We start from the raw sequence: 21,619 nt of genomic DNA on the forward strand, positions 1-21,619 counted from the left end.
TAATATACAAGGTTTAGCGAATTATATCAAGAGTTAAAAAAATAAAAATCCCGCCAAAAAGCGGGATTTTTTAACAATATTTTGTTGTGTGTGACATCATTCAGTTGATACTGAAGGGTCTGCCTGTTCTTTACTTGGAATAACTTGTAGAAAATAATCAGACGGATTTGCCGCTAATTTTTCTATTTCTTTGGCCTCATCAATCTGACCCTGATTTGTTAACTCATTTGAGTATAATGTTAACAGCTCTTTCACATCTGCTAAACCTTTCGCATTTAAAGGAGAAAGATCAACCTTCGCTCCTTTTGCAATTCGACGCTTTAAGGCTTCTTTTGTTAGGCCCATTTCAGGCTGATGGCGAAGGTATACGACTCCACCTGTCATCCCCGCACAAATCCAAGGACCAGGATCACCCATTACAAGACCACGACCGTTCGTCATGTACTCAAAGGCAAATCCTTTAATGTTGGCATTCACGCCAATATTTCCATGCTCTTCTTCAGGAATAGGAGATACTAGTTTGCCCCCGATAATCATGTCGGCCCCTGATAGACGAATACCAGCGCGCGCATCAGCATTTCCCTGTGCTAAAAGGAGACCGCTTTGTGCACCGTATCCAAATCCTTTACCAACAGATCCGTTATAATAGCCACCGTTTTTACCCGGTGATTTTAGAATTGAAATACTGCCTCCAAAAGATGTTTTTCCAGTTCCATCTTGGGCACCACCGCTCACCTGAATGTTAATACCACTCGTATTGTAAGCTCCTAGACCATTTCCTGGAATAGAGCCATTGTTGTATTGAAGGCTAATCGCAGGAAGTTTTTTATACGAGCCGTCAAGACGGTTACGCACGCGGTGACAAGAAACGCGACTGCCTAGAATACGCTGTTCAGATGTAACTGTATCATACGAACGCGACTGTTCTAGACTTTCAACGTGATAGTCTAAATATTCGCTACCGACGGCTACACTTAATTGTTCTTCTTCAACGCTTGCTGCTACCTCAGGCTGTGCAAAAGGCTGAATATCCACTGTTTTAAGCAGATAGGTAAGGTCAAGAAGATCTTTTCCTCGTGCTTGCGTTAAAAGGTCAGAGCGTCCTACTAGATCTTGAAGACGATCAAATCCTAGATCGCCAGCTAGTTGTTTTAGCTCATTACCAAAAGCGGTAAAGAAGTTTGTTAACCCTTGAACAGCATTATCTAGTTGACGAGGAACGAAGCGACGAAGTCCGTGTTCTTTTGCTTGGGCTTCTGACTCAATTTGTGTCGCAATTCCTACATGACACGTATCAAGGTGACAGCCTCGACAAGTTGTACATCCAATTGCGATCATTGACAACGTACCAAACCCAATACGATTTGCCCCGAGCATCATCATTTTGACAACATCAAGAGCACTTTTAATTCCACCGTCAGCCCAAATTTCCACCTTCTGACGTAGTCCAGCTTCTAAAAGAGCATTATGAGCCGCTTTAACGCCAATCTCTACTGGTAACCCTACGTGCTGAAGTGCATGGATACGCGCCGCACCAGTTCCTCCATCAAAACCACTTAAGGTAATAATGTCAGCTCCAGCTTTGGTAATTCCAACAGCAATCGTTCCGATGTTTGGCACGACCGGTACTTTGACCGCAACTTTTGCTTGGTCATTGGCTGTTTTTAACTCAGAAATCATTTGAGCTAAGTCTTCAATGGAGTAAATGTCATGGTTATTGGATGGTGAAATTAAATCTGATCCGACTGTAGCATTACGCGCTTCAGCAATTTTTAACGTTACTTTTGATGCTGGTAAGTGTCCACCTTCCCCAGGCTTTGCTCCTTGCCCAATCTTAATCTCCAATAGATTAGAAGAGTTAAGAAGCTCAGCGTTCACACCGAAACGTCCAGATGCTACCTGCTGTCCTCGTGTACGAGGATACTTGCCAAGCATATCTTTAATTTCGCCACCTTCACCATTTAAGCTCACCATATTCAAGCGGTTGGCTGCTTCAGCATAGGCTCTAAACGCAATTTCATTTTGAGATCCAAATGACATAGAAGCAATCACGAACGGCAAGCTGTGTTCTCCTACACCAACATCAACCTTTTCAGGTGATATGCGTTTAGGAGATGAAGTTACATTCGTCAAATGACGAATAGTAGTCGGATTTCCTTCCTCTTGCTCCGTTAACTTTTCACGATAAGCATCGTATGATCCAGTTTGTGCGACTTCTCCGATCGCTTTCCAAATACGAGGGAAGAGGTGGAACGTTTTCCCCGGACGTGCTTTCTCGTCTTCGTATTCCGCTGCTCTCGCAATTGAATCTTCTTTCATCTGCTCCCAATTGTGGACGAGAGTTGTTGAACCAAAGAAGTTTACAACATTTAGAATTCCAGCAATGTCGTCATGTAAACCAATTGCTGAGAAAAGACGTCCGTATCCTCTAAGCTCATGAATTCCAATCGTAGAAATAACCTTTTCTAGTCCTTTTATTAATGCGGAATAGAGATTTAACGTCGGTTGATCTGTTTCTTCAAAGACTGTCGCAAACAATAAGTATGGACTAATGACATTTGCTCCTAAGCCAAAGGCAGTTACCACGTCATGCAACGAGCGAATAGCCCCTGAACGTAGAAGCAACGTACAGTTACGGCGAAGCTGTTTTTCTACTAAAGCCTGATCTAAAGCAGCCGTCACGAGGTGAGGATCTAAAAAGTACTGTCCGTTTTGATGAGCCTGTGCATCGTCAATGATAAGCAGCGTTTTCCCGCCTAATACCGCTTCTGTCGCTTCCTCTTCAAGACGCTTTAAAGCTTCAGGGATTGATTCGCCATCTTTAAACGTAGCAGATAAATAATAAGATAACTGCTTTTGCTGATAGTCATTTACTAATTGATCAAAGGAAGGCTGTTCAAGTGCTTCAGCACAGCGATTTCCTTGCTCTCCTTCAATAAGGATAGGGGAGAGTAGTTCAACAACATAGTCGTTATCCTCTTTCTTAGAAAGAGATGGACGTTTCCCAATGATGACCCGTGTAGAAAAGTGCTCTGTCTCACGATCACGGTCAATGGCTGGATTCGTAACAACCGCTACGCTTTCTTTAATATAATCCGCAATATTTTTACGACCACCATGTAAAGCCGCAAGCGGTGCGTCATGACCTAACGAGCGAATTGGTTCGGCGCCGTTATCAGCCATTTGTTCAATAAGCTGTATATGCTCACGATCCCAGCCAAATGCGGCATAATGACCGTTAGATACTTTCCCTAAATTCGTCATTAAAACATTGGTTGGGTAATGAGGCGTTGAAAGACGAAGACGGTCTTCAGCTAGCTTAATCCGCTTAGAGAACCGCTCGTATACTTCCTGCTGAAGTGCTGGATAATCAAACACAACCATCTTCCCATCAGCATTCCATTTTAAGCCTACTTTTTCTCCAGGTCCTAGTGGTTTAGGTTCAGCAACATACTCGCCGTTTGGAATAATTCCTGGTTCAGAAGAAAACAGGTAAGAGCTCTCAGTCTCTAACTTCCACAATGGACGCAGCCCTAAAGAATCTACGCTGAAAACAGCTTCGTCTTCATATCTTGAAATAATTCCAGCAGGGCCTTGGGCGAAGTGTCCCCACGCTTCTCGAACATACGTGTACAAATCTTGTAGGTGAGGTGGGTAAGCTTTAATTTCGTTAACGATAGGAGGGAAGAGAACATCGACCGCCTCAAATAAAGAATAATCATCGCGTGAAATAAGCGATTGAATAATTCGGTCAAGATCTTGTGAATCACTACCTCCATTTGTTAACGAAACATTCATCATACGCGCTTCGTCACGAAGCTTTGCTACCGTGTTAATTTCTCCGTTATGGCCTAACAAGCTGAATGGTTGTACACGGAAAAAATTTGTAAGCGTATTGGTTGAATAACGATTGTGACCAAGCGTCATCGTTGAGGCAATCACGGGACTTTTTAGATCTTCGTAGTAAGCCTTTAGGGTGTCGCCAGCGCCCATTACTTTATAAACGACATAAGAGTTGCTTAAGGAAGATACGTGAACAGCAGCATCTTTCTCAATTTCTAGCGTTGCTTCAAATGTTTTCTTCTTTATAGAATGGGTATCTTTAGAAATAAGTCCAACCTGCCAGAAGTAAGGTTCTTCATTTTTAGCGAGAGGACCTAGAACGTCTGAGTTTGTAATATTATCTGCTTCATACACTAATTCGAAATTTAGACCTTCTAATACTGACAAAATGCGCTTTTTTGCAGAAGTCTTGCTAACTTCCTTAGAAATAAAAAAGTGACCGACAATAAAAGAATCTTGGTCTACTAAACTTTCATTTAATCCAGCTTTAGATAGTTTTTCTTTCCATAGAATAGTTGGTAAGTCGATGTGTACACCAATTCCATCACCTTCGCCGTTAACAAAGCCAGCACGGTGATTCATAGTGTTAAGAGCATTAATGCAGTCCTCAATATTTTTCTTTGTTGCTTCTCTCTCTTTTTCAATGACTGACACAATACCACACGCATCGTGTTCGTGAAGATGATAGTCTTTAAATAAACTAGGGGTCCATGTTGATTGACGCATACGTTTGGCTTCAAGTGCGTAGTAAGATCACACACACTCTTCCTGCCTTCACCTCCAAGTAATAATCTATTTTTAAAAGTAAACTAAAAAACTAAATTTTCAGAATTGTAACTAACATCTTATCATGGATTTCAGAAAAATTCAATTATTTATTCATTTTGCTGATCAATTATTCAAACCCATAAAATTAATAAAACTGTCAATAATACGTACAAACATTAATTTGTAAGCGTTTCCAATTAAAAAGAAAAACGGTCATCGGAAATATATCTCCGATGACCGTTAATATTATTGTATATTTATGCGTTCGCTAATTGTTTAAATGCATTTTCAACTGCAACTAACGTCTTTTGAATGTCTTCTTCTGTATGAGCAGTCGTCAGGAACCACGCTTCGTATTTAGAAGGAGCTAAATTAATACCTTGGTGAAGCATTAATTTAAAGAACTTCGCGAACATCTCGCCGTCCGTGTTTTCAGCTTGTACATAATTTTTCACTTTTTCATTTGTGAAATAAATCGTTAGCGCGCCTTTCAAGCGGTTAATGGTAATCGGAAGGTTGTATGTAGCCGCGTGCTTTTCGATACCCGCTTCAAGAATGGCACCAAGACGGTCCATTTCTTCGTATACTCCTTCTTCTTTTAACACTTCAAGACATGCGATTCCAGATAGCATAGAGGCCGGATTCCCTGCCATTGTTCCTGCTTGATAAGCTGGTCCAAGAGGCGCAACTTGTTCCATAATATCTTGGCGGCCACCGTATGCACCGATCGGTAACCCACCACCAATAATTTTACCTAGAGCCGTTAAATCTGGCTTAACGCCTAATAGATCTTGTGCTCCACCATACATAAAACGGAATGCCGTAATTACTTCATCATAAATAACGAGTGCGCCAGCTGCATGCGCCAAATCATTTACTTGTTGAAGGAATCCTGGCTCTGGTTCAACAATCCCAAAGTTTCCGACGATTGGTTCTACTAAGATTCCAGCTACTTCATCGCCCCATTTTTCAAGAGCTTCTTTGAACGGTTTAATTTCATTGAATGGGACCGTAATAACCTCTTGTGCGATGCTCTTTGGTACGCCCGCTGAGTCTGGTGTCCCTAATGTAGATGGTCCAGATCCTGCTGCTACTAGCACTAAGTCTGAGTGACCATGGTAGCACCCAGCAAATTTGATGATTTTGTCACGACCAGTATAAGCACGCGCAACACGAATTGTCGTCATAACCGCCTCAGTCCCGGAGTTAACAAAGCGTACTTTATCTAAAGCAGGCATTGCTTCACGGATCATTTTTGCGAATGTAATTTCATGCTTTGTTGGTGTACCGTATAGCACGCCTGTTTCTGCTGCATGTTGGATTGCTTTTGTAATATGTGGGTGAGCATGTCCAGTAATGATTGGGCCATATGCCGCTAAGTAATCAATATATTGATTACCATCTACATCCCAGAAATATGCGCCTTTTGCGCGTTCCATTACAACAGGAGCACCGCCACCTACCGCTTTATAAGATCGAGAGGGGCTGTTTACTCCTCCAAGAATATTTTCTACAGCTTCTTGCTGAAGCTGTTCAGATTTTGTGAATTGCATCATGTTCCTCCTCAAGAAACGTATTTACCATCCCTATTCTATCAAAATAAGAAACGTGGAAAAAGGTAAGCGAGCTGATTCATTGCGAAAGAGTAATAAACAGATTTTGCTGAAAAAACAAACAATTATTTTAGTAATTGTGAAGGGGTAGGGAATTGTATAGACTAAGGCGTACGGTTAATAAGCATGGAGGTTACATCATGGGAAATGCAATTGAAGTTGTAAAGTTACGTAAAGAATTTAAGGCCTATTCAAGCCGTTCGGGATTAAAAGGCGCTTTTCGAGATCTTTTGACACGAAACTATAAGATTCACCGAGCGGTAAATGATATTTCTTTTACGGTCAAGCAAGGAGAAATGGTTGGATACATAGGTGAGAACGGAGCTGGGAAATCTACCACGATTAAAATGCTCACAGGTATTCTAACTCCAACAGATGGCAATGTGACTGTAAATGGTATGAACCCGCACAAGGAGCGCGAGCGATTTGCCCATACGATTGGCGTCGTATTTGGACAGCGTTCACAGCTTTGGTGGGATATTGCCGTTCAAGAGTCGTTTCGATTGCTTAAAAAAGTGTACAAAGTATCGGATGAAGAATATGAAGAGCACATGGAGCATGTCATTAAAACATTGGATATTGGTCCACTACTAGATAAGCCTGTACGAAAGTTATCGCTAGGACAGCGAATGCGTTGTGAGCTTGCGGCGGCACTTATTCATAATCCACCGCTTCTGTTCTTAGATGAACCTACAATTGGATTGGATGTACTTGTAAAGTTAAAAATTCGCCAATTTTTAAAAGAAATTAACGAAAAATACAACACAACGATCCTATTAACGACACATGATTTAGCGGATATTGAAGCACTGTGTGAACGAGTAGTGATGCTAGACGAAGGAAACATTATTTATGATGGTTCGTTGAAAAAGCTTCGCTCCAATTGGGGTGGTCAGAAGCAAGTTTCCTTTGAATTTAAAGAGGAACCAAATAAGGAAGAACTGGCTGCCTTTACCTCTGAACTTCCTGTTTCTTGGAAAGAAGGAGAAAGAGCCAATGTGCTAGTAGCACATGTTCATAATGAGGAAGATGCGATCTCGCAAGTAATCGGTAAAGTAGTAGCACGGTATGCAATCAAAGATATTAGCATCGACGAGACGTCGACAGAAGAAATTATCCGAAACATCTATGAAGAGGGGATGACGCATGGATAAGTATCTTGAAATGATTCGCATACGGTTTTTAATGATGCTTGCCTATCGAACAAACTATTATAGCGGTATCCTTATTTATAGCATTAACATCGGAGCGTACTATTTTCTATGGAGTGCGATCTACAGTGGAAAATCGAATATACAAGGGTTAACCATTGTTCAGATGACTACTTACGTTGCCGTATCCTGGATGGCTAGAGCCTTCTACTTTAATAATTTGGATCGGGAAATGGCAATGGAGATTAAAGAAGGAAAAGTAGCAGTGGAATTAATTCGTCCTTACAGTTACCTTGGCATGAAAGCGATGCAGGGACTAGGGGAAGGAATTTTCCGTATCCTATTTTTCTCTGTTCCGGGTATGGTCATTGTGGGGTTACTATTCCCAATTCAATTATCAACGGATATTCCCACGTGGGGCTTCTTTTTCCTATCATTAATCTTAAGCTTTATTGTAAACACGCAAATCAATCTATTAACGGGAATCACGACTTTTTTCTTATTTAACAATGACGGACTTATTCGAGCAAAAAGGGTAGTCATCGATTTGTTTTCTGGACTACTGTTGCCGATTTCTTTTTATCCAATTTGGGCACAGCACATTATGGCTTATTTTCCTTTCCAATCGATTAGCTATATCCCAAGTATGATTTTTACAGAAGGTTTTAAAGGGAGTCAGATTACCTCTGCGCTTTTAACTCAATGTATATGGGCACTTATTTTATTTGTTCCTATTTCACTTCTATGGAATATAGCAAGAAAAAGAATGGTTATTCAGGGGGGATAAGTCGTGTTTTACACATCTATGTTCGTTCAGTACATCAGTCAATATATGAAAACACGTCTTCAATATCGCACTGATGTAGTAGTAGAGTTATTATCAGATTTATTATTTCAAGCAGTAAATTTAATTTTTATATTGGTTGTTTTCGGGCACACACAGCTTTTAAACGGGTGGTCTCGAGATGAAATTATCTTTATTTACGGCTTCTTTCTTGTTCCGTTTGCGCTTTTCTCCGCTTTTTTTAACATTTGGGATTTTAACGAAAGGTATATCGTAAAAGGGGAGATGGATCGCATATTAACAAGACCGATCCACAGTCTTTTTCAAGTGATTCTAGAACGAATGGAACTAGAGTCTTTATTTGGGGCTTTTACTGGATTAGCGGTTATGCTGTATGCAGGTTCAAGGTTAGCACTTGATTTCCATTGGTATGACGTCATTATTTTTGTTGCGTTTGTCTTTGGAGGTGCGCTTGTTTATGCAGGTATTTTTGTTGCTATTGCAAGTATTGGTTTTTGGTCTGATGCACGTACGTCCATCATGCCTACTATGTATAATATCGGGAACTACGGAAGATATCCTGTAGATATTTACAACCAGATCATTCGTTACATTTTAACGTGGATTTTACCTTTTGCCTTTGTAGGTGTTTATCCAGCTGCGTACTTTTTAGGGAAAACAAAATGGTATGGCTATGCTTTTTTAACTCCTGTTATGGGAATTGTGTTTTTTGGAATTTCCCTTGTTCTATGGAATATTGGGGTTAAAAAATATCGTGGTGCGGGTAATTAAAAGCAAACTTCCGTATAATTAAGAAGAAATAAGTATGAAGAAAGAAGGGGATTAATATGACGCTTGACGTTGGAAAAAAAGCGCCAGATTTTGAACTTCCTTCAACTGAAGGACAAACTGTATCGCTATCTCAATTTGCAGGGAAAAATATCGTGCTTTATTTTTATCCAAAGGATATGACACCAGGGTGTACGACAGAAGCGTGTGATTTCCGTGATCAGCACGAACAATTCCAAGATTTAAACACCGTCATTCTAGGTGTGAGTCCCGATCCAGTTGCAAAACATGAAACATTTATAAAAAAACATGGACTTCCGTTTCAGCTACTAGCAGATGAAGATCATCAAGTAGCTGAACAGTATGGTGTATGGAAACTAAAGAAAAACTTTGGTAAAGAGTACATGGGTATTGAACGCTCTACGTTCATCATTGACAAAGAGGGAATGCTTGTAAAAGAGTGGCGTAAAGTCCGTGTAAAAGATCACGTGGAAGATGCCCTTCGTTATATCAAGGAAAATCTTTAATGGAAATTGGGTAGGTGCCCAGGACATTTTGTTTTCACCTACATAAAATAATGGTGTAGGGCATACCTCCTCAGGATAGTACTAAATGTAGAAAGTGCGAAATTCTTCGCACTTCTTTTTATATGAAGGAACGTGCGTCAAATCATCTTTAAAAGAGTGATGATGTTACATAGAGCAAGATTGACAAAAGCATACATTTTCTTGTAGACTAATTATAAGAATTATAAAGTAATAATATCTATAGAAATGAGGTGCATGACGTGTCAGCCCATGAATTGAAGGACGTAATTGAATCGCTAAAAGGGACCGGTGTTCGCATTACTCCACAGCGTCATGCGATTTTGGAATATCTAATCAGTTCAATGTCGCATCCAACTGCAGATGAAATTTATAAATCATTAGAGGGTAAATTCCCTAACATGAGTGTTGCTACGGTATATAATAACTTGCGTGTGTTTAAAGAAGTAGGGATTGTGAAAGAGTTGACTTTTGGAGATGCCTCAAGTCGTTTTGATTACGTTACTACTCATCACTATCACGTTATTTGTGATCGCTGTGGCCGAATTGTTGATTTTCACTACCCAGGTCTAGACGAAGTAGAAGCACTTGCTGCTCATATCACTGGATTTGATGTGAAGAATCACCGCATGGAGATTTACGGAACTTGTTCGGATTGTAAAGAAAAAACAGAGCACTGATAAAAGGCAAAAGATAACCTCATGATAGAGGTTTTTCTTTTGCCCTTTTTTGCGTCATGTTTAAGTGGCGCTTTTTTTATTGTATCTTTCATCAAATTCTTTTCCTTCTAATGATGGGTCTAGCGTGAGTGGTTCTCTACAATGCATACACATATCCACTCGACCAAGTATTTTGGTCGGTTTTTTACAGCTTGGACAGACTACTTGGACCGCTTTTGTTGATAAGAGACCGATCCAAAAATAAACAACGGTGCTAGCGATGATGCATAGTAGACCGAGTAGCATAAAGATAGTCATGGCCCATACGTTTGATCGAAAAAATACTCCCCCATACATGACAATAAATCCAATAAAAATAAGACTTAATGCAAACGTGCGAATCTTATTAATCTTGCTTGAATATTTAGTTGCCAATTCAGTCCCCTCCTATTAAATTAATCATATCACAAAATTCTGGCTATTTTAGGTAATAATTTAACGGGCTTTTTGAGATTGAAACAAACTACAGAAATGATAAAGGATTTCTTAAAATGAATTCATGCATGTTAGGAGGATTTCAATTATTTTTATCAAAATGTTACATATAAAGTGTGATTTTATTCGTCATATGTCGAATTTTCTTTTACAATAGATGAGACAAATTATTTCTGGAGGAGCCGATTATGGAAGATATTTTGCGACCTATTTATCAAGAGCGTGCTAGCAACGAGGATACGTTGAGTATTTTGTTAATTGAACGAAGAAAAGAAGAATCTCCCATTACAGAAAACTTGGACGCTGTATTGTTTATCATTGTGAGAGAGGCGAATGATCCCCTCTTTATTAAACACTACGAGTATATCAATCAAAAAGCATCTTTATATGTAGCGACAGCAGAGCAAGTAAACGAGTGGCTATTGTATGGTACAAATAGAAGAATTGTGGATTGGGTGCTAAACGGGAAGGTTATTTTTGATCGTAATGAATACATCGATCAATTACGTCAGCGTTTATTGGAATTTCCACAGCAAGAACGCGTTGAAAAAACTGCGATCGAATTCGCCAAGCTTATTCGCCGCTATATAGAAGGAAAAGATTTCTATGAATCTAAGCATTACTTAGACGCCTTTAATCATATTATTCATGCGTTGCATCATTTAGCGAGACTGTCAGTGATCGAAAATGGCTTCCACCCTGAAGTAACCGTCTGGAGTCAGGTTAGAAAAATAGAACCCGAAATTTATAAATTATATGAAGAGCTGGTATATAGCACCGAAGAACTTCCGAAGAGATTAGAGCTTCTATTTTTAGCAAGTGAATTTTTGGTAAATCAGCGAACTGAGGTTGGTTCTAAACACTTCTTGGAAGTATTAAGTGAAAAAGAAGAATCATGGACATTTGATGAAATTTTAAATCATCCGAAGCTACGTCCGTATGTTATTGATGTTGGAGTACTATTAGAATTTTTAGTAGGAAAAGGCGTCGTTCAGGTTGAAAAAATCCCTACCAAAGGTAAAAATATTTATCACCGTCATTATAAAATCGAAAAAAACTAGATAGGGAATAAAAAGTGTAAAGGGGCTCAAAACCCTTGTGTATCAGCGAGTTCCTTTGCATCTATTCTAAAAGAACAACTTTCTTTTAAAAAAGTTTTCAAATAGTGTTGACTTCAAAATCGTATCATGATAAATTATTACTTGTCGTTAAGACAGCAGAAAACAAACAAAACGCTTACCAAAAACGGATTAAAAAAAGTTGTTGACAAACAACTAGGTGGATGGTAAGATGAGAAAGTCGCTTACGAGCGAGATGAACTTTGAAAACTGAACAAAACAAGCAAAACGTCAACGTTTTAAAAGTAAGACAACAAATGAGCAAGTCAAACATTTCTTCGGAGAGTTTGATCCTGGCTCAGGACGAACGCTGGCGGCGTGCCTAATACATGCAAGTCGAGCGGACTTGTTAGAAGCTTGCTTCTAACAAGTTAGCGGCGGACGGGTGAGTAACACGTGGGTAACCTGCCTGTAAGATGGGGATAACTCCGGGAAACCGGAGCTAATACCGAATAACACTTTCGCTCGCATGAGCGGATGTTAAAAGACGGTTTCGGCTGTCACTTACAGATGGACCCGCGGCGCATTAGCTAGTTGGTGAGGTAACGGCTCACCAAGGCGACGATGCGTAGCCGACCTGAGAGGGTGATCGGCCACACTGGGACTGAGACACGGCCCAGACTCCTACGGGAGGCAGCAGTAGGGAATCTTCCGCAATGGACGAAAGTCTGACGGAGCAACGCCGCGTGAGTGATGAAGGTTTTCGGATCGTAAAACTCTGTTGTTAGGGAAGAACAAGTACGAGAGTAACTGCTCGTACCTTGACGGTACCTAACCAGAAAGCCACGGCTAACTACGTGCCAGCAGCCGCGGTAATACGTAGGTGGCAAGCGTTGTCCGGAATTATTGGGCGTAAAGCGCGCGCAGGCGGTTCCTTAAGTCTGATGTGAAAGCCCACGGCTCAACCGTGGAGGGTCATTGGAAACTGGGGAACTTGAGTGCAGAAGAGGAAAGCGGAATTCCACGTGTAGCGGTGAAATGCGTAGAGATGTGGAGGAACACCAGTGGCGAAGGCGGCTTTCTGGTCTGTAACTGACGCTGAGGCGCGAAAGCGTGGGGAGCAAACAGGATTAGATACCCTGGTAGTCCACGCCGTAAACGATGAGTGCTAAGTGTTAGAGGGTTTCCGCCCTTTAGTGCTGCAGCTAACGCATTAAGCACTCCGCCTGGGGAGTACGGCCGCAAGGCTGAAACTCAAAGGAATTGACGGGGGCCCGCACAAGCGGTGGAGCATGTGGTTTAATTCGAAGCAACGCGAAGAACCTTACCAGGTCTTGACATCCTTTGACCACTCTAGAGATAGAGCTTTCCCCTTCGGGGGACAAAGTGACAGGTGGTGCATGGTTGTCGTCAGCTCGTGTCGTGAGATGTTGGGTTAAGTCCCGCAACGAGCGCAACCCTTGATCTTAGTTGCCAGCATTAAGTTGGGCACTCTAAGGTGACTGCCGGTGACAAACCGGAGGAAGGTGGGGATGACGTCAAATCATCATGCCCCTTATGACCTGGGCTACACACGTGCTACAATGGATGATACAAAGGGTTGCGAAGCCGCGAGGTGAAGCTAATCTCATAAAATCATTCTCAGTTCGGATTGTAGGCTGCAACTCGCCTACATGAAGCTGGAATCGCTAGTAATCGCGGATCAGCATGCCGCGGTGAATACGTTCCCGGGCCTTGTACACACCGCCCGTCACACCACGAGAGTTTGTAACACCCGAAGTCGGTGGGGTAACCGTAAGGAGCCAGCCGCCTAAGGTGGGACAGATGATTGGGGTGAAGTCGTAACAAGGTAGCCGTATCGGAAGGTGCGGCTGGATCACCTCCTTTCTAAGGAAAATTGCTTGAACCACGTGTTCAGCAACAAACAACGTGACGTCGTTTTGTTCAGTTTTGAAGGTTCATTACGAACTTTCAATAAGAAGTCTTTTGATCACATCGTGATCATGAGGCAGTTGTTCTTTGAAAACTAGATAGCAAGAATGTTAAGGAAAACAAAGTGTAACACTTTTTGAAATAACCAATACGGTTAAGTTAGAAAGGGCGCACGGTGGATGCCTTGGCACTAGGAGCCGATGAAGGACGGGACTAACACCGATATGCTTCGGGGAGCTGTAAGTAAGCTTTGATCCGGAGATTTCCGAATGGGGAAACCCATCATTCGTAATGGAATGATATCTTCTTCTGAATACATAGGAAGTTGAAGGCAGACCCGGGGAACTGAAACATCTAAGTACCCGGAGGAAAGGAAAGCAAACGCGATTTCCTGAGTAGCGGCGAGCGAAACGGAATTAGCCCAAACCAAGAGGCTTGCCTCTTGGGGTTGTAGGACACTCTATACGGAGTTACAAAGGAACGAGGTAAATGAAGAGGTCTGGAAAGGCCCGTCAAAGAAGGTAACAACCCTGTAGTTGAAACCTCGTTCTCTCTTGAGTGGATCCTGAGTACGGCGGAACACGTGAAATTCCGTCGGAAGCAGGGAGGACCATCTCCCAAGGCTAAATACTTCCTAGTGACCGATAGTGAACCAGTACCGTGAGGGAAAGGTGAAAAGCACCCCGGAAGGGGAGTGAAAGAGATCCTGAAACCGTGTGCCTACAAGTAGTCAGAGCCCGTTAACGGGTGATGGCGTGCCTTTTGTAGAATGAACCGGCGAGTTACGATCCCATGCAAGGTTAAGTCGATGAGACGGAGCCGCAGCGAAAGCGAGTCTGAATAGGGCGATTTGAGTATGTGGTCGTAGACCCGAAACCAGGTGATCTACCCATGTCCAGGGTGAAGTTCAGGTAACACTGAATGGAGGCCCGAACCCACGCACGTTGAAAAGTGCGGGGATGAGGTGTGGGTAGCGGAGAAATTCCAATCGAACTTGGAGATAGCTGGTTCTCTCCGAAATAGCTTTAGGGCTAGCCTCAAGGTGAGAGTTTTGGAGGTAGAGCACTGATTGGACTAGGGGCCCCCAACGGGTTACCGAATTCAGTCAAACTCCGAATGCCAAAAACTTATCCTTGGGAGTCAGACTGCGAGTGATAAGATCCGTAGTCAAGAGGGAAACAGCCCAGACCACCAGCTAAGGTCCCAAAGTATACGTTAAGTGGAAAAGGATGTGGAGTTGCTTAGACAACCAGGATGTTGGCTTAGAAGCAGCCACCATTTAAAGAGTGCGTAATAGCTCACTGGTCGAGTGACTCTGCGCCGAAAATGTACCGGGGCTAAACGTATCACCGAAGCTGTGGATTGACATCTACGATGTCAGTGGTAGGAGAGCGTTCTAAGTGCTGTGAAGCTAGACCGTAAGGACTGGTGGAGCGCTTAGAAGTGAGAATGCCGGTATGAGTAGCGAAAGACAAGTGAGAATCTTGTCCACCGAATGCCTAAGGTTTCCTGAGGAAGGCTCGTCCGCTCAGGGTTAGTCGGGACCTAAGCCGAGGCCGAAAGGCGTAGGCGATGGCCAACAGGTTGATATTCCTGTACTACCTCCCCACCGTTTGAGCAATGGGGGGACGCAGGAGGATAGGGTAGGCGCACTGCTGGATATGTGCGTTCAAGCAGTAAGGCTGATGAGTAGGCAAATCCGCTCATCATGAAGGCTGAGCTGTGATGACGAGGGAATTATAGTACCGAAGCTCCTGATTTCACACTGCCAAGAAAAGCCTCTAGCGAGGTGGGAGGTACCCGTACCGCAAACCGACACAGGTAGGCGAGGAGAGAATCCTAAGGTGATCGAGAGAACTCTCGTTAAGGAACTCGGCAAAATGACCCCGTAACTTCGGGAGAAGGGGTGCTCTGTTAGGGTGCAAGCCCGAGAGAGCCGCAGTGAATAGGCCCAGGCGACTGTTTAGCAAAAACACAGGTCTCTGCGAAGCCGTAAGGCGAAGTATAGGGGCTGACACCTGCCCGGTGCTGGAAGGTTAAGAGGAGAGGTTAGCGCAAGCGAAGCTTTGAATCGAAGCCCCAGTAAACGGCGGCCGTAACTATAACGGTCCTAAGGTAGCGAAATTCCTTGTCGGGTAAGTTCCGACCCGCACGAAAGGTGTAACGATCTGGGCACTGTCTCAACGAGAGACTCGGTGAAATTATAGTACCTGTGAAGATGCAGGTTACCCGCGACAGGACGGAAAGACCCCGTGGAGCTTTACTGTAGCCTGATATTGAATTTTGGTACAGCTTGTACAGGATAGGTAGGAGCCTGAGAAGCCGGAGCGCTAGCTTCGGTGGAGGCGTCGGTGGGATACTACCCTGGCTGTATTGACATTCTAACCCACAGCCCTGATCGGGCTGGGAGACAGTGTCAGGTGGGCAGTTTGACTGGGGCGGTCGCCTCCTAAAGAGTAACGGAGGCGCCCAAAGGTTCCCTCAGAATGGTTGGAAATCATTCGTAGAGTGTAAAGGCACAAGGGAGCTTGACTGCGAGACCTACAAGTCGAGCAGGGACGAAAGTCGGGCTTAGTGATCCGGTGGTTCCGCATGGAAGGGCCATCGCTCAACGGATAAAAGCTACCCCGGGGATAACAGGCTTATCTCCCCCAAGAGTCCACATCGACGGGGAGGTTTGGCACCTCGATGTCGGCTCATCGCATCCTGGGGCTGTAGTCGGTCCCAAGGGTTGGGCTGTTCGCCCATTAAAGCGGTACGCGAGCTGGGTTCAGAACGTCGTGAGACAGTTCGGTCCCTATCCGTCGTGGGCGTAGGAAATTTGAGAGGAGCTGTCCTTAGTACGAGAGGACCGGGATGGACACACCGCTGGTGTACCAGTTGTCTTGCCAAAGGCATCGCTGGGTAGCTATGTGTGGACGGGATAAGTGCTGAAAGCATCTAAGCATGAAGCCCCCCTCAAGATGAGATTTCCCATAGCGCAAGCTAGTAAGATCCCTGAAAGACGATCAGGTAGATAGGTCTGAGGTGGAAGCGTGGCGACACGTGCAGCTGACAGATACTAATCGATCGAGGACTTAACCAAAATGCTTTTCCTTAACCATTGTTATCTAGTTTTGAAAGAATAACTTTCTTTCAAAAAACACTTGCATTTTTCGCAGAAAAGTGTATAATATATATGTCTGGTGATTATGGCAGAGAGGTCACACCCGTTCCCATACCGAACACGGAAGTTAAGCTCTCTAGCGCCGATGGTAGTTGGGGGTTTCCCCCTGTGAGAGTAGGACATCGCCAGGCGGTATATTCCACAGTAGCTCAGTGGTAGAGCTATCGGCTGTTAACCGATCGGTCGCAGGTTCGAGTCCTGCCTGTGGAGCCATTTGGAGAGCTGTCCGAGTGGCCGAAGGAGCACGATTGGAAATCGTGTAGGCGGTGAACGCCGTCTCAAGGGTTCAAATCCCTTGCTCTCCGCCATATTTGATGGCCCGTTGGTCAAGCGGTTAAGACACCGCCCTTTCACGGCGGTAACACGGGTTCGAATCCCGTACGGGTCACTTTATAAAGAATGCAACAATCGTTTCGGAGGATTAGCTCAGCTGGGAGAGCACCTGCCTTACAAGCAGGGGGTCGGCGGTTCGATCCCGTCATCCTCCACCATGACACTCTTATGTGTCACTCATATTATCGCGGGGTGGAGCAGTCTGGTAGCTCGTCGGGCTCATAACCCGAAGGTCGCAGGTTCAAATCCTGTCCCCGCAACCAAATATACATAATGGTCCCGTGGTGTAGCGGTTAACATGCCTGCCTGTCACGCAGGAGATCGCCGGTTCGATCCCGGTCGGGACCGCCATTTAATTCAATATAGTAAATCCTAATATGGCTTGGTAGCTCAGTTGGTAGAGCAAAGGACTGAAAATCCTTGTGTCGGCGGTTCGATTCCGTCCCAAGCCACCATTCTAACAAAGCCGGTGTAGCTCAACTGGTAGAGCAACTGACTTGTAATCAGTAGGTTGGGGGTTCAAGTCCTCTTGCCGGCACCAGTTAGATTTTGTGGAGGGGTAGCGAAGTGGCTAAACGCGGCGGACTGTAAATCCGCTCCCTCAGGGTTCGGCGGTTCGAATCCGTCCCCCTCCACCATTTATAGGGGCATAGTTTAACGGTAGAACAGAGGTCTCCAAAACCTCCGGTGTGGGTTCGATTCCTACTGCCCCTGCCAATTAATTTTTAAATTTTTCTTATAATGGCGGCTGTGGTGAAGTGGTTAACACACCAGATTGTGGCTCTGGCATTCGTGGGTTCGATTCCCATCAGTCGCCCCATATAATTTTATAAAATACGTCAAATGTGATATTGGGCTATAGCCAAGCGGTAAGGCAACGGACTTTGACTCCGTCATTCGTTGGTTCGAATCCAGCTAGCCCAGCCATTGCGGAAGTAGTTCAGTGGTAGAACACCACCTTGCCAAGGTGGGGGTCGCGGGTTCGAATCCCGTCTTCCGCTTTCATTTTTATTTGTCAAGGCGGCATAGCCAAGTGGTAAGGCCAAGGTCTGCAAAACCTTTACTCACCGGTTCGAATCCGGTTGCCGCCTCCATTTATCTGCCCTGCCGGGGTGGTGGAATTGGCAGACACACAGGACTTAAAATCCTGCGGTAGGTGACTACCGTGCCGGTTCAAGTCCGGCCCTCGGCACCATATATATTTCTTGCTTACGCCGGTGTGGCGGAATTGGCAGACGCGCACGACTCAAAATCGTGTTCCTTCTGGAGTGTCGGTTCGACCCCGACCACCGGTATCGAGAAATTTTCTCTAGTATCACTTAACATAATAATTGCGGGTGTAGTTTAATGGTAAAACCTCAGCCTTCCAAGCTGATGTCGTGAGTTCGATTCTCATCACCCGCTCCATACATAATTTTAATCACAACGCAGTGGTTCGTTTAACAAAACGGGTCATTGCGTTTTTTATTTTCACTGTTATCCAACGGAATTAAATAATTTAAATTTTCAGTTATAAATTAGAGGACTTTTCATCATTAATTAGAATACATATTTTTAGTGTAGGTAAATGGTCGTATACTACTTATCTATGCTTCAATATATTTTATTCTGTGGGGGAATAGCGGATGAGGGTTTTTAGTTTATTCAAGGCAGAAATGGGAGCATTAGTGGCAAAGAAAGGGCTGTTAATCTCTGTTATTGTTGCCTTGCTTGTGCCGGTCGTTTATGGGGGAATACTACTATCTCCAAATTGGGGACCATATGACAATTTGTCCAATTTGCCAGTAGCAGTAGTGAACAACGATCAGGGAGCAGAGACAGATGGAGAAACGATCAACGCAGGAAAGGATCTAGTTTCAAACTTGCAAGAGGAAAAGAATCTTGGATGGAAATTTGTTGATTCTGATGAAGCGAAAAGTGGTTTGAAAAGCTTGAAGTACTACATGGTCATTGAGATACCCAAGGATTTCTCTAAGAAGGTAACCTCTGTGCTTTCGACAGATCCTCAAAAGCCCGAATTGAAGTATGTACAGAATGAAGGATTAAACTTTATGGCAGCACAGGTAACCAAGAGTGCAACAGATCAGATTAGAGAAAAGCTCTCCAATCAGATTACTGAGAAGTATGTGAAGAACATGTTTGGCAGCTTGAAGGACGTATCTGACGGATTTCAGACGGCCGCTGACGGTTCGGTGAAACTGAATGGAGGAACCGCTGATTTATTCAAAGGTACGACCACACTTTTGGAATCGCTTACAAATAAATCGGGTGAAATTTCAAAGCTTGCTACGGGTACTAAGGAACTTGAAAAAGGAACCGGACAGATGTACCAGTCCTTATCTAGTAAGCAAAACGATATTACGAAATTAGCCAATGGTTCCGCAGAGCTCAACAATGGGCTTGAGCAAATGTTACAGTCATTGACCGCCAAGCAAGGAGATATAAAAAAGCTTGCTGACGGTACAAGTGAACTTGAAAAAGGAACTGACCAAATGCTACAGTCATTAACGGCCAAGCAGGAGGACATTAAACGCCTTGCTGACGGTTCACAGGCTCTTAAAAATGGAACAGGAGAGCTCTTAACTTCCCTAAAAGGAGGTTCAGAAAATATCAAAGCGTTAGCCTCAGGGTCTCAAGCTATAAACGAGGGAACAAAATTGCTGCTTAATTCTCTAAAAGAAAATCAGCAGGGTGTGAAGGATTTGGCATCTGGCTCGAAATTGCTGAGCGAAAAGGTACCGGAATTAAAAAAAGGGACCTCTGACGTTTTAAAAGGCTTGCAACAAACGCAAGGAGCCCTGAAAGAAAAAGTATTACCTGTAAGTCAGCAAGTTGCATCTGGAATTGGTGAGGTTGCCACGCAGTCGCAAGTGCTTGGAGATAATCTAAAACAATTATCCACCGATCTGCAGGTGTTTTTTAAAGCGCATCCTGAATTGCAGGGAGACCCTAGTTTCCAAAAGATTGTAGGGACAGGGAATGCTTTATCTGCTGCTGCAAATAATCCGGATAACAAAGCAAAGTTAGAAAGATTAAAACAAGGCGCGAATGGTATAGCTGCAGCGCTTACTGAACACGAAGTTCCTAGTGATTCATCAGTTGCAGATGGATTAAAAAAGCTAGTTCAAGGTCAAAAATCAATTGACGATGGTGTAGGGGCTTTGAATGAAAAAATCCCACAACTAGCAGCAGGGACTGAAAAAGTTGCAGCTGGTTGGAACACGATGGTAGATAAAGTTGGTGAACTTCAGTCAGGAACTGCAAAGATCGCAGCTGGAAATGACGTTGTAAATAAAGGCTGGGGGTCGATGGTGGACGGAGTTACAAAGCTTGATTCCGGAGCAGGGCTTGTCTCAACTGGTAATGCATCAGTTAATGAAGGATGGCAAACCTTAAAAGGGGCCACTGCTAAAATTCATGATGGTCAAGTTCAGGTGAGAGATGGAAATGCAGATGTTAACACTGGATGGAAGAAGCTTACGGATGGTACGATTAAGCTTCATGACGGATCTGGTCAAGTCAGTAATGGAAATGCAGACGTAGCCAAAGGATGGAAAGTGCTCACAGAAGGTGCTAACACAATCCATTTAGGAACGATGCAAGTAAGTGAGGGAAATGAAAAAGTAAACAATGGTTGGGGAGATTTAACTTCTGGTGTCACCCGCCTAAATGACGGTGCTCAAAAACTGAATGGTGGTTCATTTGAGCTTGCTTCTGGATTGAAAGATGGAGCAGCGAAAACAAGTAGTCTAAAAGCTCTTGATGAGAAAAATTACAATATGTTTGCTTCACCAGTGAAATTAAAAAGCGAAAAGATTTTTAATTTCCCACATTATCGTGATTCAACATCTCCTTATGTATTAACTCTTGCGTTATTTGTAGGCATTTTAATCATGTCGATGTTTATGAATTTTAAAAGACCACAGGACGTTTCAGCAGCCGCTTGGTTTGGTGCAAAATTTATGAACTTGTCTGTTTTCGCCATTGCACAAGCTCTGTTGCTTTCAATTGTTGCTATGGTGTTGGCAATAAATGTTGAAAACCCAGCAGGATTTGTACTATTCACTATTTTTGTAAGTATTGTATTCTCTGCAATTGTGAGTTTCTTTGCATCACTTGGCATCATCGGAAGATTTCTTGCCCTCGCATTCGTTGTACTTCAGCTTTCCATTACGGGTGCAAACTTGCCAATCGATATGCTCCCAGCTAACATGAGGGCTTTGAGCGAATTCCTTCCATTTACGTACAGTATTGCAGGCTTTAAATCTGTACTAAATTTAGATGCGCCAGGAGCAGCATTATACAACGCAAGTGTTCTCTGTATCTATCTTGCTGTATTTGCTCTTCTCGCATTTGTCGTGATCATGGTAAGCGGAAGACAATACAAGGTAGAAGAAAATGTACCAGGGGAATTCAGAGCATAAAAAGTAATGAAACAGAGCTTCTTATTATTTGAGATTTAAAAATGAATTAAATTCAGGAT

General features: G+C 43.4%; 10 protein-coding genes, 17 tRNA genes and 3 rRNA genes. 27 read left to right on the forward strand and 3 right to left on the reverse strand.

The genetic code is table 11. The features are described 5' to 3' along the window. Positions 1 to 96: 96 nt before the first annotated feature. Positions 97 to 4,569 (reverse strand): glutamate synthase-related protein, encoded by a 4,473-nt coding sequence (locus tag IE339_RS02645; RefSeq protein ID WP_242173312.1) that lies wholly within the window; start codon positions 4,567 to 4,569, stop codon positions 97 to 99. Positions 4,570 to 4,868: 299 nt separating this feature from the next. Further along, positions 4,869 to 6,164 (reverse strand): glutamate-1-semialdehyde 2,1-aminomutase, encoded by a 1,296-nt coding sequence (locus IE339_RS02650; protein ID WP_242176090.1) that lies wholly within the window; start codon positions 6,162 to 6,164, stop codon positions 4,869 to 4,871. A 200-nt stretch (positions 6,165 to 6,364) separates the two neighbouring features. On the opposite strand from IE339_RS02650, the gene IE339_RS02655 reads away from it, so the two are divergent. From IE339_RS02655 to perR, 5 genes are all read left to right on the forward strand, one after another. Then, complete coding sequence (locus tag IE339_RS02655; RefSeq protein WP_242173315.1) at positions 6,365 to 7,378, forward strand: ABC transporter ATP-binding protein; 1,014 nt, start codon at positions 6,365 to 6,367, stop codon at positions 7,376 to 7,378. Beyond that, positions 7,371 to 8,162, forward strand: coding sequence for an ABC transporter permease (locus IE339_RS02660; protein ID WP_242173318.1), 792 nt, complete (start codon positions 7,371 to 7,373; stop codon positions 8,160 to 8,162). The genes IE339_RS02655 and IE339_RS02660 overlap by 8 nt, the downstream gene beginning before the upstream one ends. 3 nt (positions 8,163 to 8,165) lie before the next feature. Next, positions 8,166 to 8,951, forward strand: a complete 786-nt coding sequence (locus tag IE339_RS02665) for an ABC transporter permease (RefSeq protein WP_242173320.1) — start codon at positions 8,166 to 8,168, stop codon at positions 8,949 to 8,951. A 56-nt stretch (positions 8,952 to 9,007) separates the two neighbouring features. Beyond that, entirely contained in the window at positions 9,008 to 9,475 is a 468-nt protein-coding gene (gene bcp / locus IE339_RS02670) for a thioredoxin-dependent thiol peroxidase (protein WP_242173322.1), read from the forward strand. Between the two features lie 260 nt (positions 9,476 to 9,735). Beyond that, entirely contained in the window at positions 9,736 to 10,173 is a 438-nt protein-coding gene (gene perR, locus IE339_RS02675) for a peroxide-responsive transcriptional repressor PerR (RefSeq protein WP_053403023.1), read from the forward strand. 60 nt (positions 10,174 to 10,233) lie between these two features. On the opposite strand, the gene IE339_RS02680 is transcribed toward perR, so the two are convergent. Continuing rightward, positions 10,234 to 10,587: a YgzB family protein gene (locus tag IE339_RS02680; RefSeq protein WP_242173324.1), complete on the reverse strand. Its 354-nt coding sequence runs from the start codon at positions 10,585 to 10,587 to the stop codon at positions 10,234 to 10,236. Between the two features lie 248 nt (positions 10,588 to 10,835). Between IE339_RS02680 and IE339_RS02685 the strand changes: the two genes are divergently transcribed. From IE339_RS02685 to IE339_RS02790, 22 genes are all read left to right on the forward strand, one after another. After that, positions 10,836 to 11,708 carry a nucleotidyltransferase-like protein gene (locus IE339_RS02685; protein ID WP_242173326.1) on the forward strand — a complete coding sequence of 291 codons (873 nt, stop codon included), beginning with the start codon at positions 10,836 to 10,838 and terminating at the stop codon, positions 11,706 to 11,708. Between the two features lie 332 nt (positions 11,709 to 12,040). Next, positions 12,041 to 13,592 (forward strand): 16S ribosomal RNA (locus tag IE339_RS02690). Positions 13,593 to 13,789: 197 nt separating this feature from the next. Further along, positions 13,790 to 16,722: ribosomal RNA gene (locus tag IE339_RS02695) — 23S ribosomal RNA — on the forward strand. Between the two features lie 96 nt (positions 16,723 to 16,818). Next, positions 16,819 to 16,934: ribosomal RNA gene (gene rrf / locus IE339_RS02700) — 5S ribosomal RNA — on the forward strand. Together the 16S, 23S and 5S rRNA genes with 17 tRNA genes alongside form the textbook arrangement of a ribosomal RNA operon. Positions 16,935 to 16,941: 7 nt before the next feature. Continuing rightward, positions 16,942 to 17,016, forward strand: a tRNA-Asn gene (locus IE339_RS02705). A gap of 3 nt (positions 17,017 to 17,019) precedes the next feature. Then, positions 17,020 to 17,111: transfer RNA gene (locus IE339_RS02710), tRNA-Ser, on the forward strand. Positions 17,112 to 17,119: 8 nt separating this feature from the next. Further along, positions 17,120 to 17,191, forward strand: a tRNA-Glu gene (locus IE339_RS02715). Positions 17,192 to 17,218: 27 nt separating this feature from the next. After that, a tRNA-Val gene (locus IE339_RS02720) sits at positions 17,219 to 17,294 on the forward strand. Positions 17,295 to 17,322: 28 nt separating this feature from the next. Beyond that, a tRNA-Met gene (locus tag IE339_RS02725) sits at positions 17,323 to 17,399 on the forward strand. Between the two features lie 12 nt (positions 17,400 to 17,411). After that, positions 17,412 to 17,487 (forward strand) — tRNA-Asp (locus IE339_RS02730). Between the two features lie 28 nt (positions 17,488 to 17,515). Next, positions 17,516 to 17,591: transfer RNA gene (locus IE339_RS02735), tRNA-Phe, on the forward strand. Between the two features lie 10 nt (positions 17,592 to 17,601). Then, positions 17,602 to 17,677: transfer RNA gene (locus IE339_RS02740), tRNA-Thr, on the forward strand. 12 nt (positions 17,678 to 17,689) lie between these two features. Next, a tRNA-Tyr gene (locus IE339_RS02745) sits at positions 17,690 to 17,774 on the forward strand. 5 nt (positions 17,775 to 17,779) lie between these two features. After that, positions 17,780 to 17,853 (forward strand) — tRNA-Trp (locus tag IE339_RS02750). Between the two features lie 27 nt (positions 17,854 to 17,880). Then, positions 17,881 to 17,956: transfer RNA gene (locus tag IE339_RS02755), tRNA-His, on the forward strand. 32 nt (positions 17,957 to 17,988) lie between these two features. Further along, positions 17,989 to 18,063, forward strand: a tRNA-Gln gene (locus IE339_RS02760). Between the two features lie 2 nt (positions 18,064 to 18,065). Continuing rightward, a tRNA-Gly gene (locus IE339_RS02765) sits at positions 18,066 to 18,137 on the forward strand. 18 nt (positions 18,138 to 18,155) lie between these two features. Beyond that, positions 18,156 to 18,230: transfer RNA gene (locus IE339_RS02770), tRNA-Cys, on the forward strand. 12 nt (positions 18,231 to 18,242) lie between these two features. Beyond that, positions 18,243 to 18,331 (forward strand) — tRNA-Leu (locus IE339_RS02775). Positions 18,332 to 18,349: 18 nt separating this feature from the next. Then, positions 18,350 to 18,431: transfer RNA gene (locus IE339_RS02780), tRNA-Leu, on the forward strand. 38 nt (positions 18,432 to 18,469) lie between these two features. Beyond that, positions 18,470 to 18,543: transfer RNA gene (locus IE339_RS02785), tRNA-Gly, on the forward strand. A gap of 218 nt (positions 18,544 to 18,761) precedes the next feature. After that, a complete protein-coding gene (locus IE339_RS02790; protein ID WP_242173328.1) occupies positions 18,762 to 21,560 on the forward strand; it encodes a YhgE/Pip domain-containing protein in 2,799 nt (932 codons plus the stop codon). The last annotated feature ends 59 nt before the right edge of the window (positions 21,561 to 21,619 follow it).

This window comes from Priestia koreensis (assembly GCF_022646885.1).
GTDB classification, from domain to species: Bacteria; Bacillota; Bacilli; order Bacillales; family Bacillaceae_H; genus Bacillus_AG; species Bacillus_AG koreensis_A.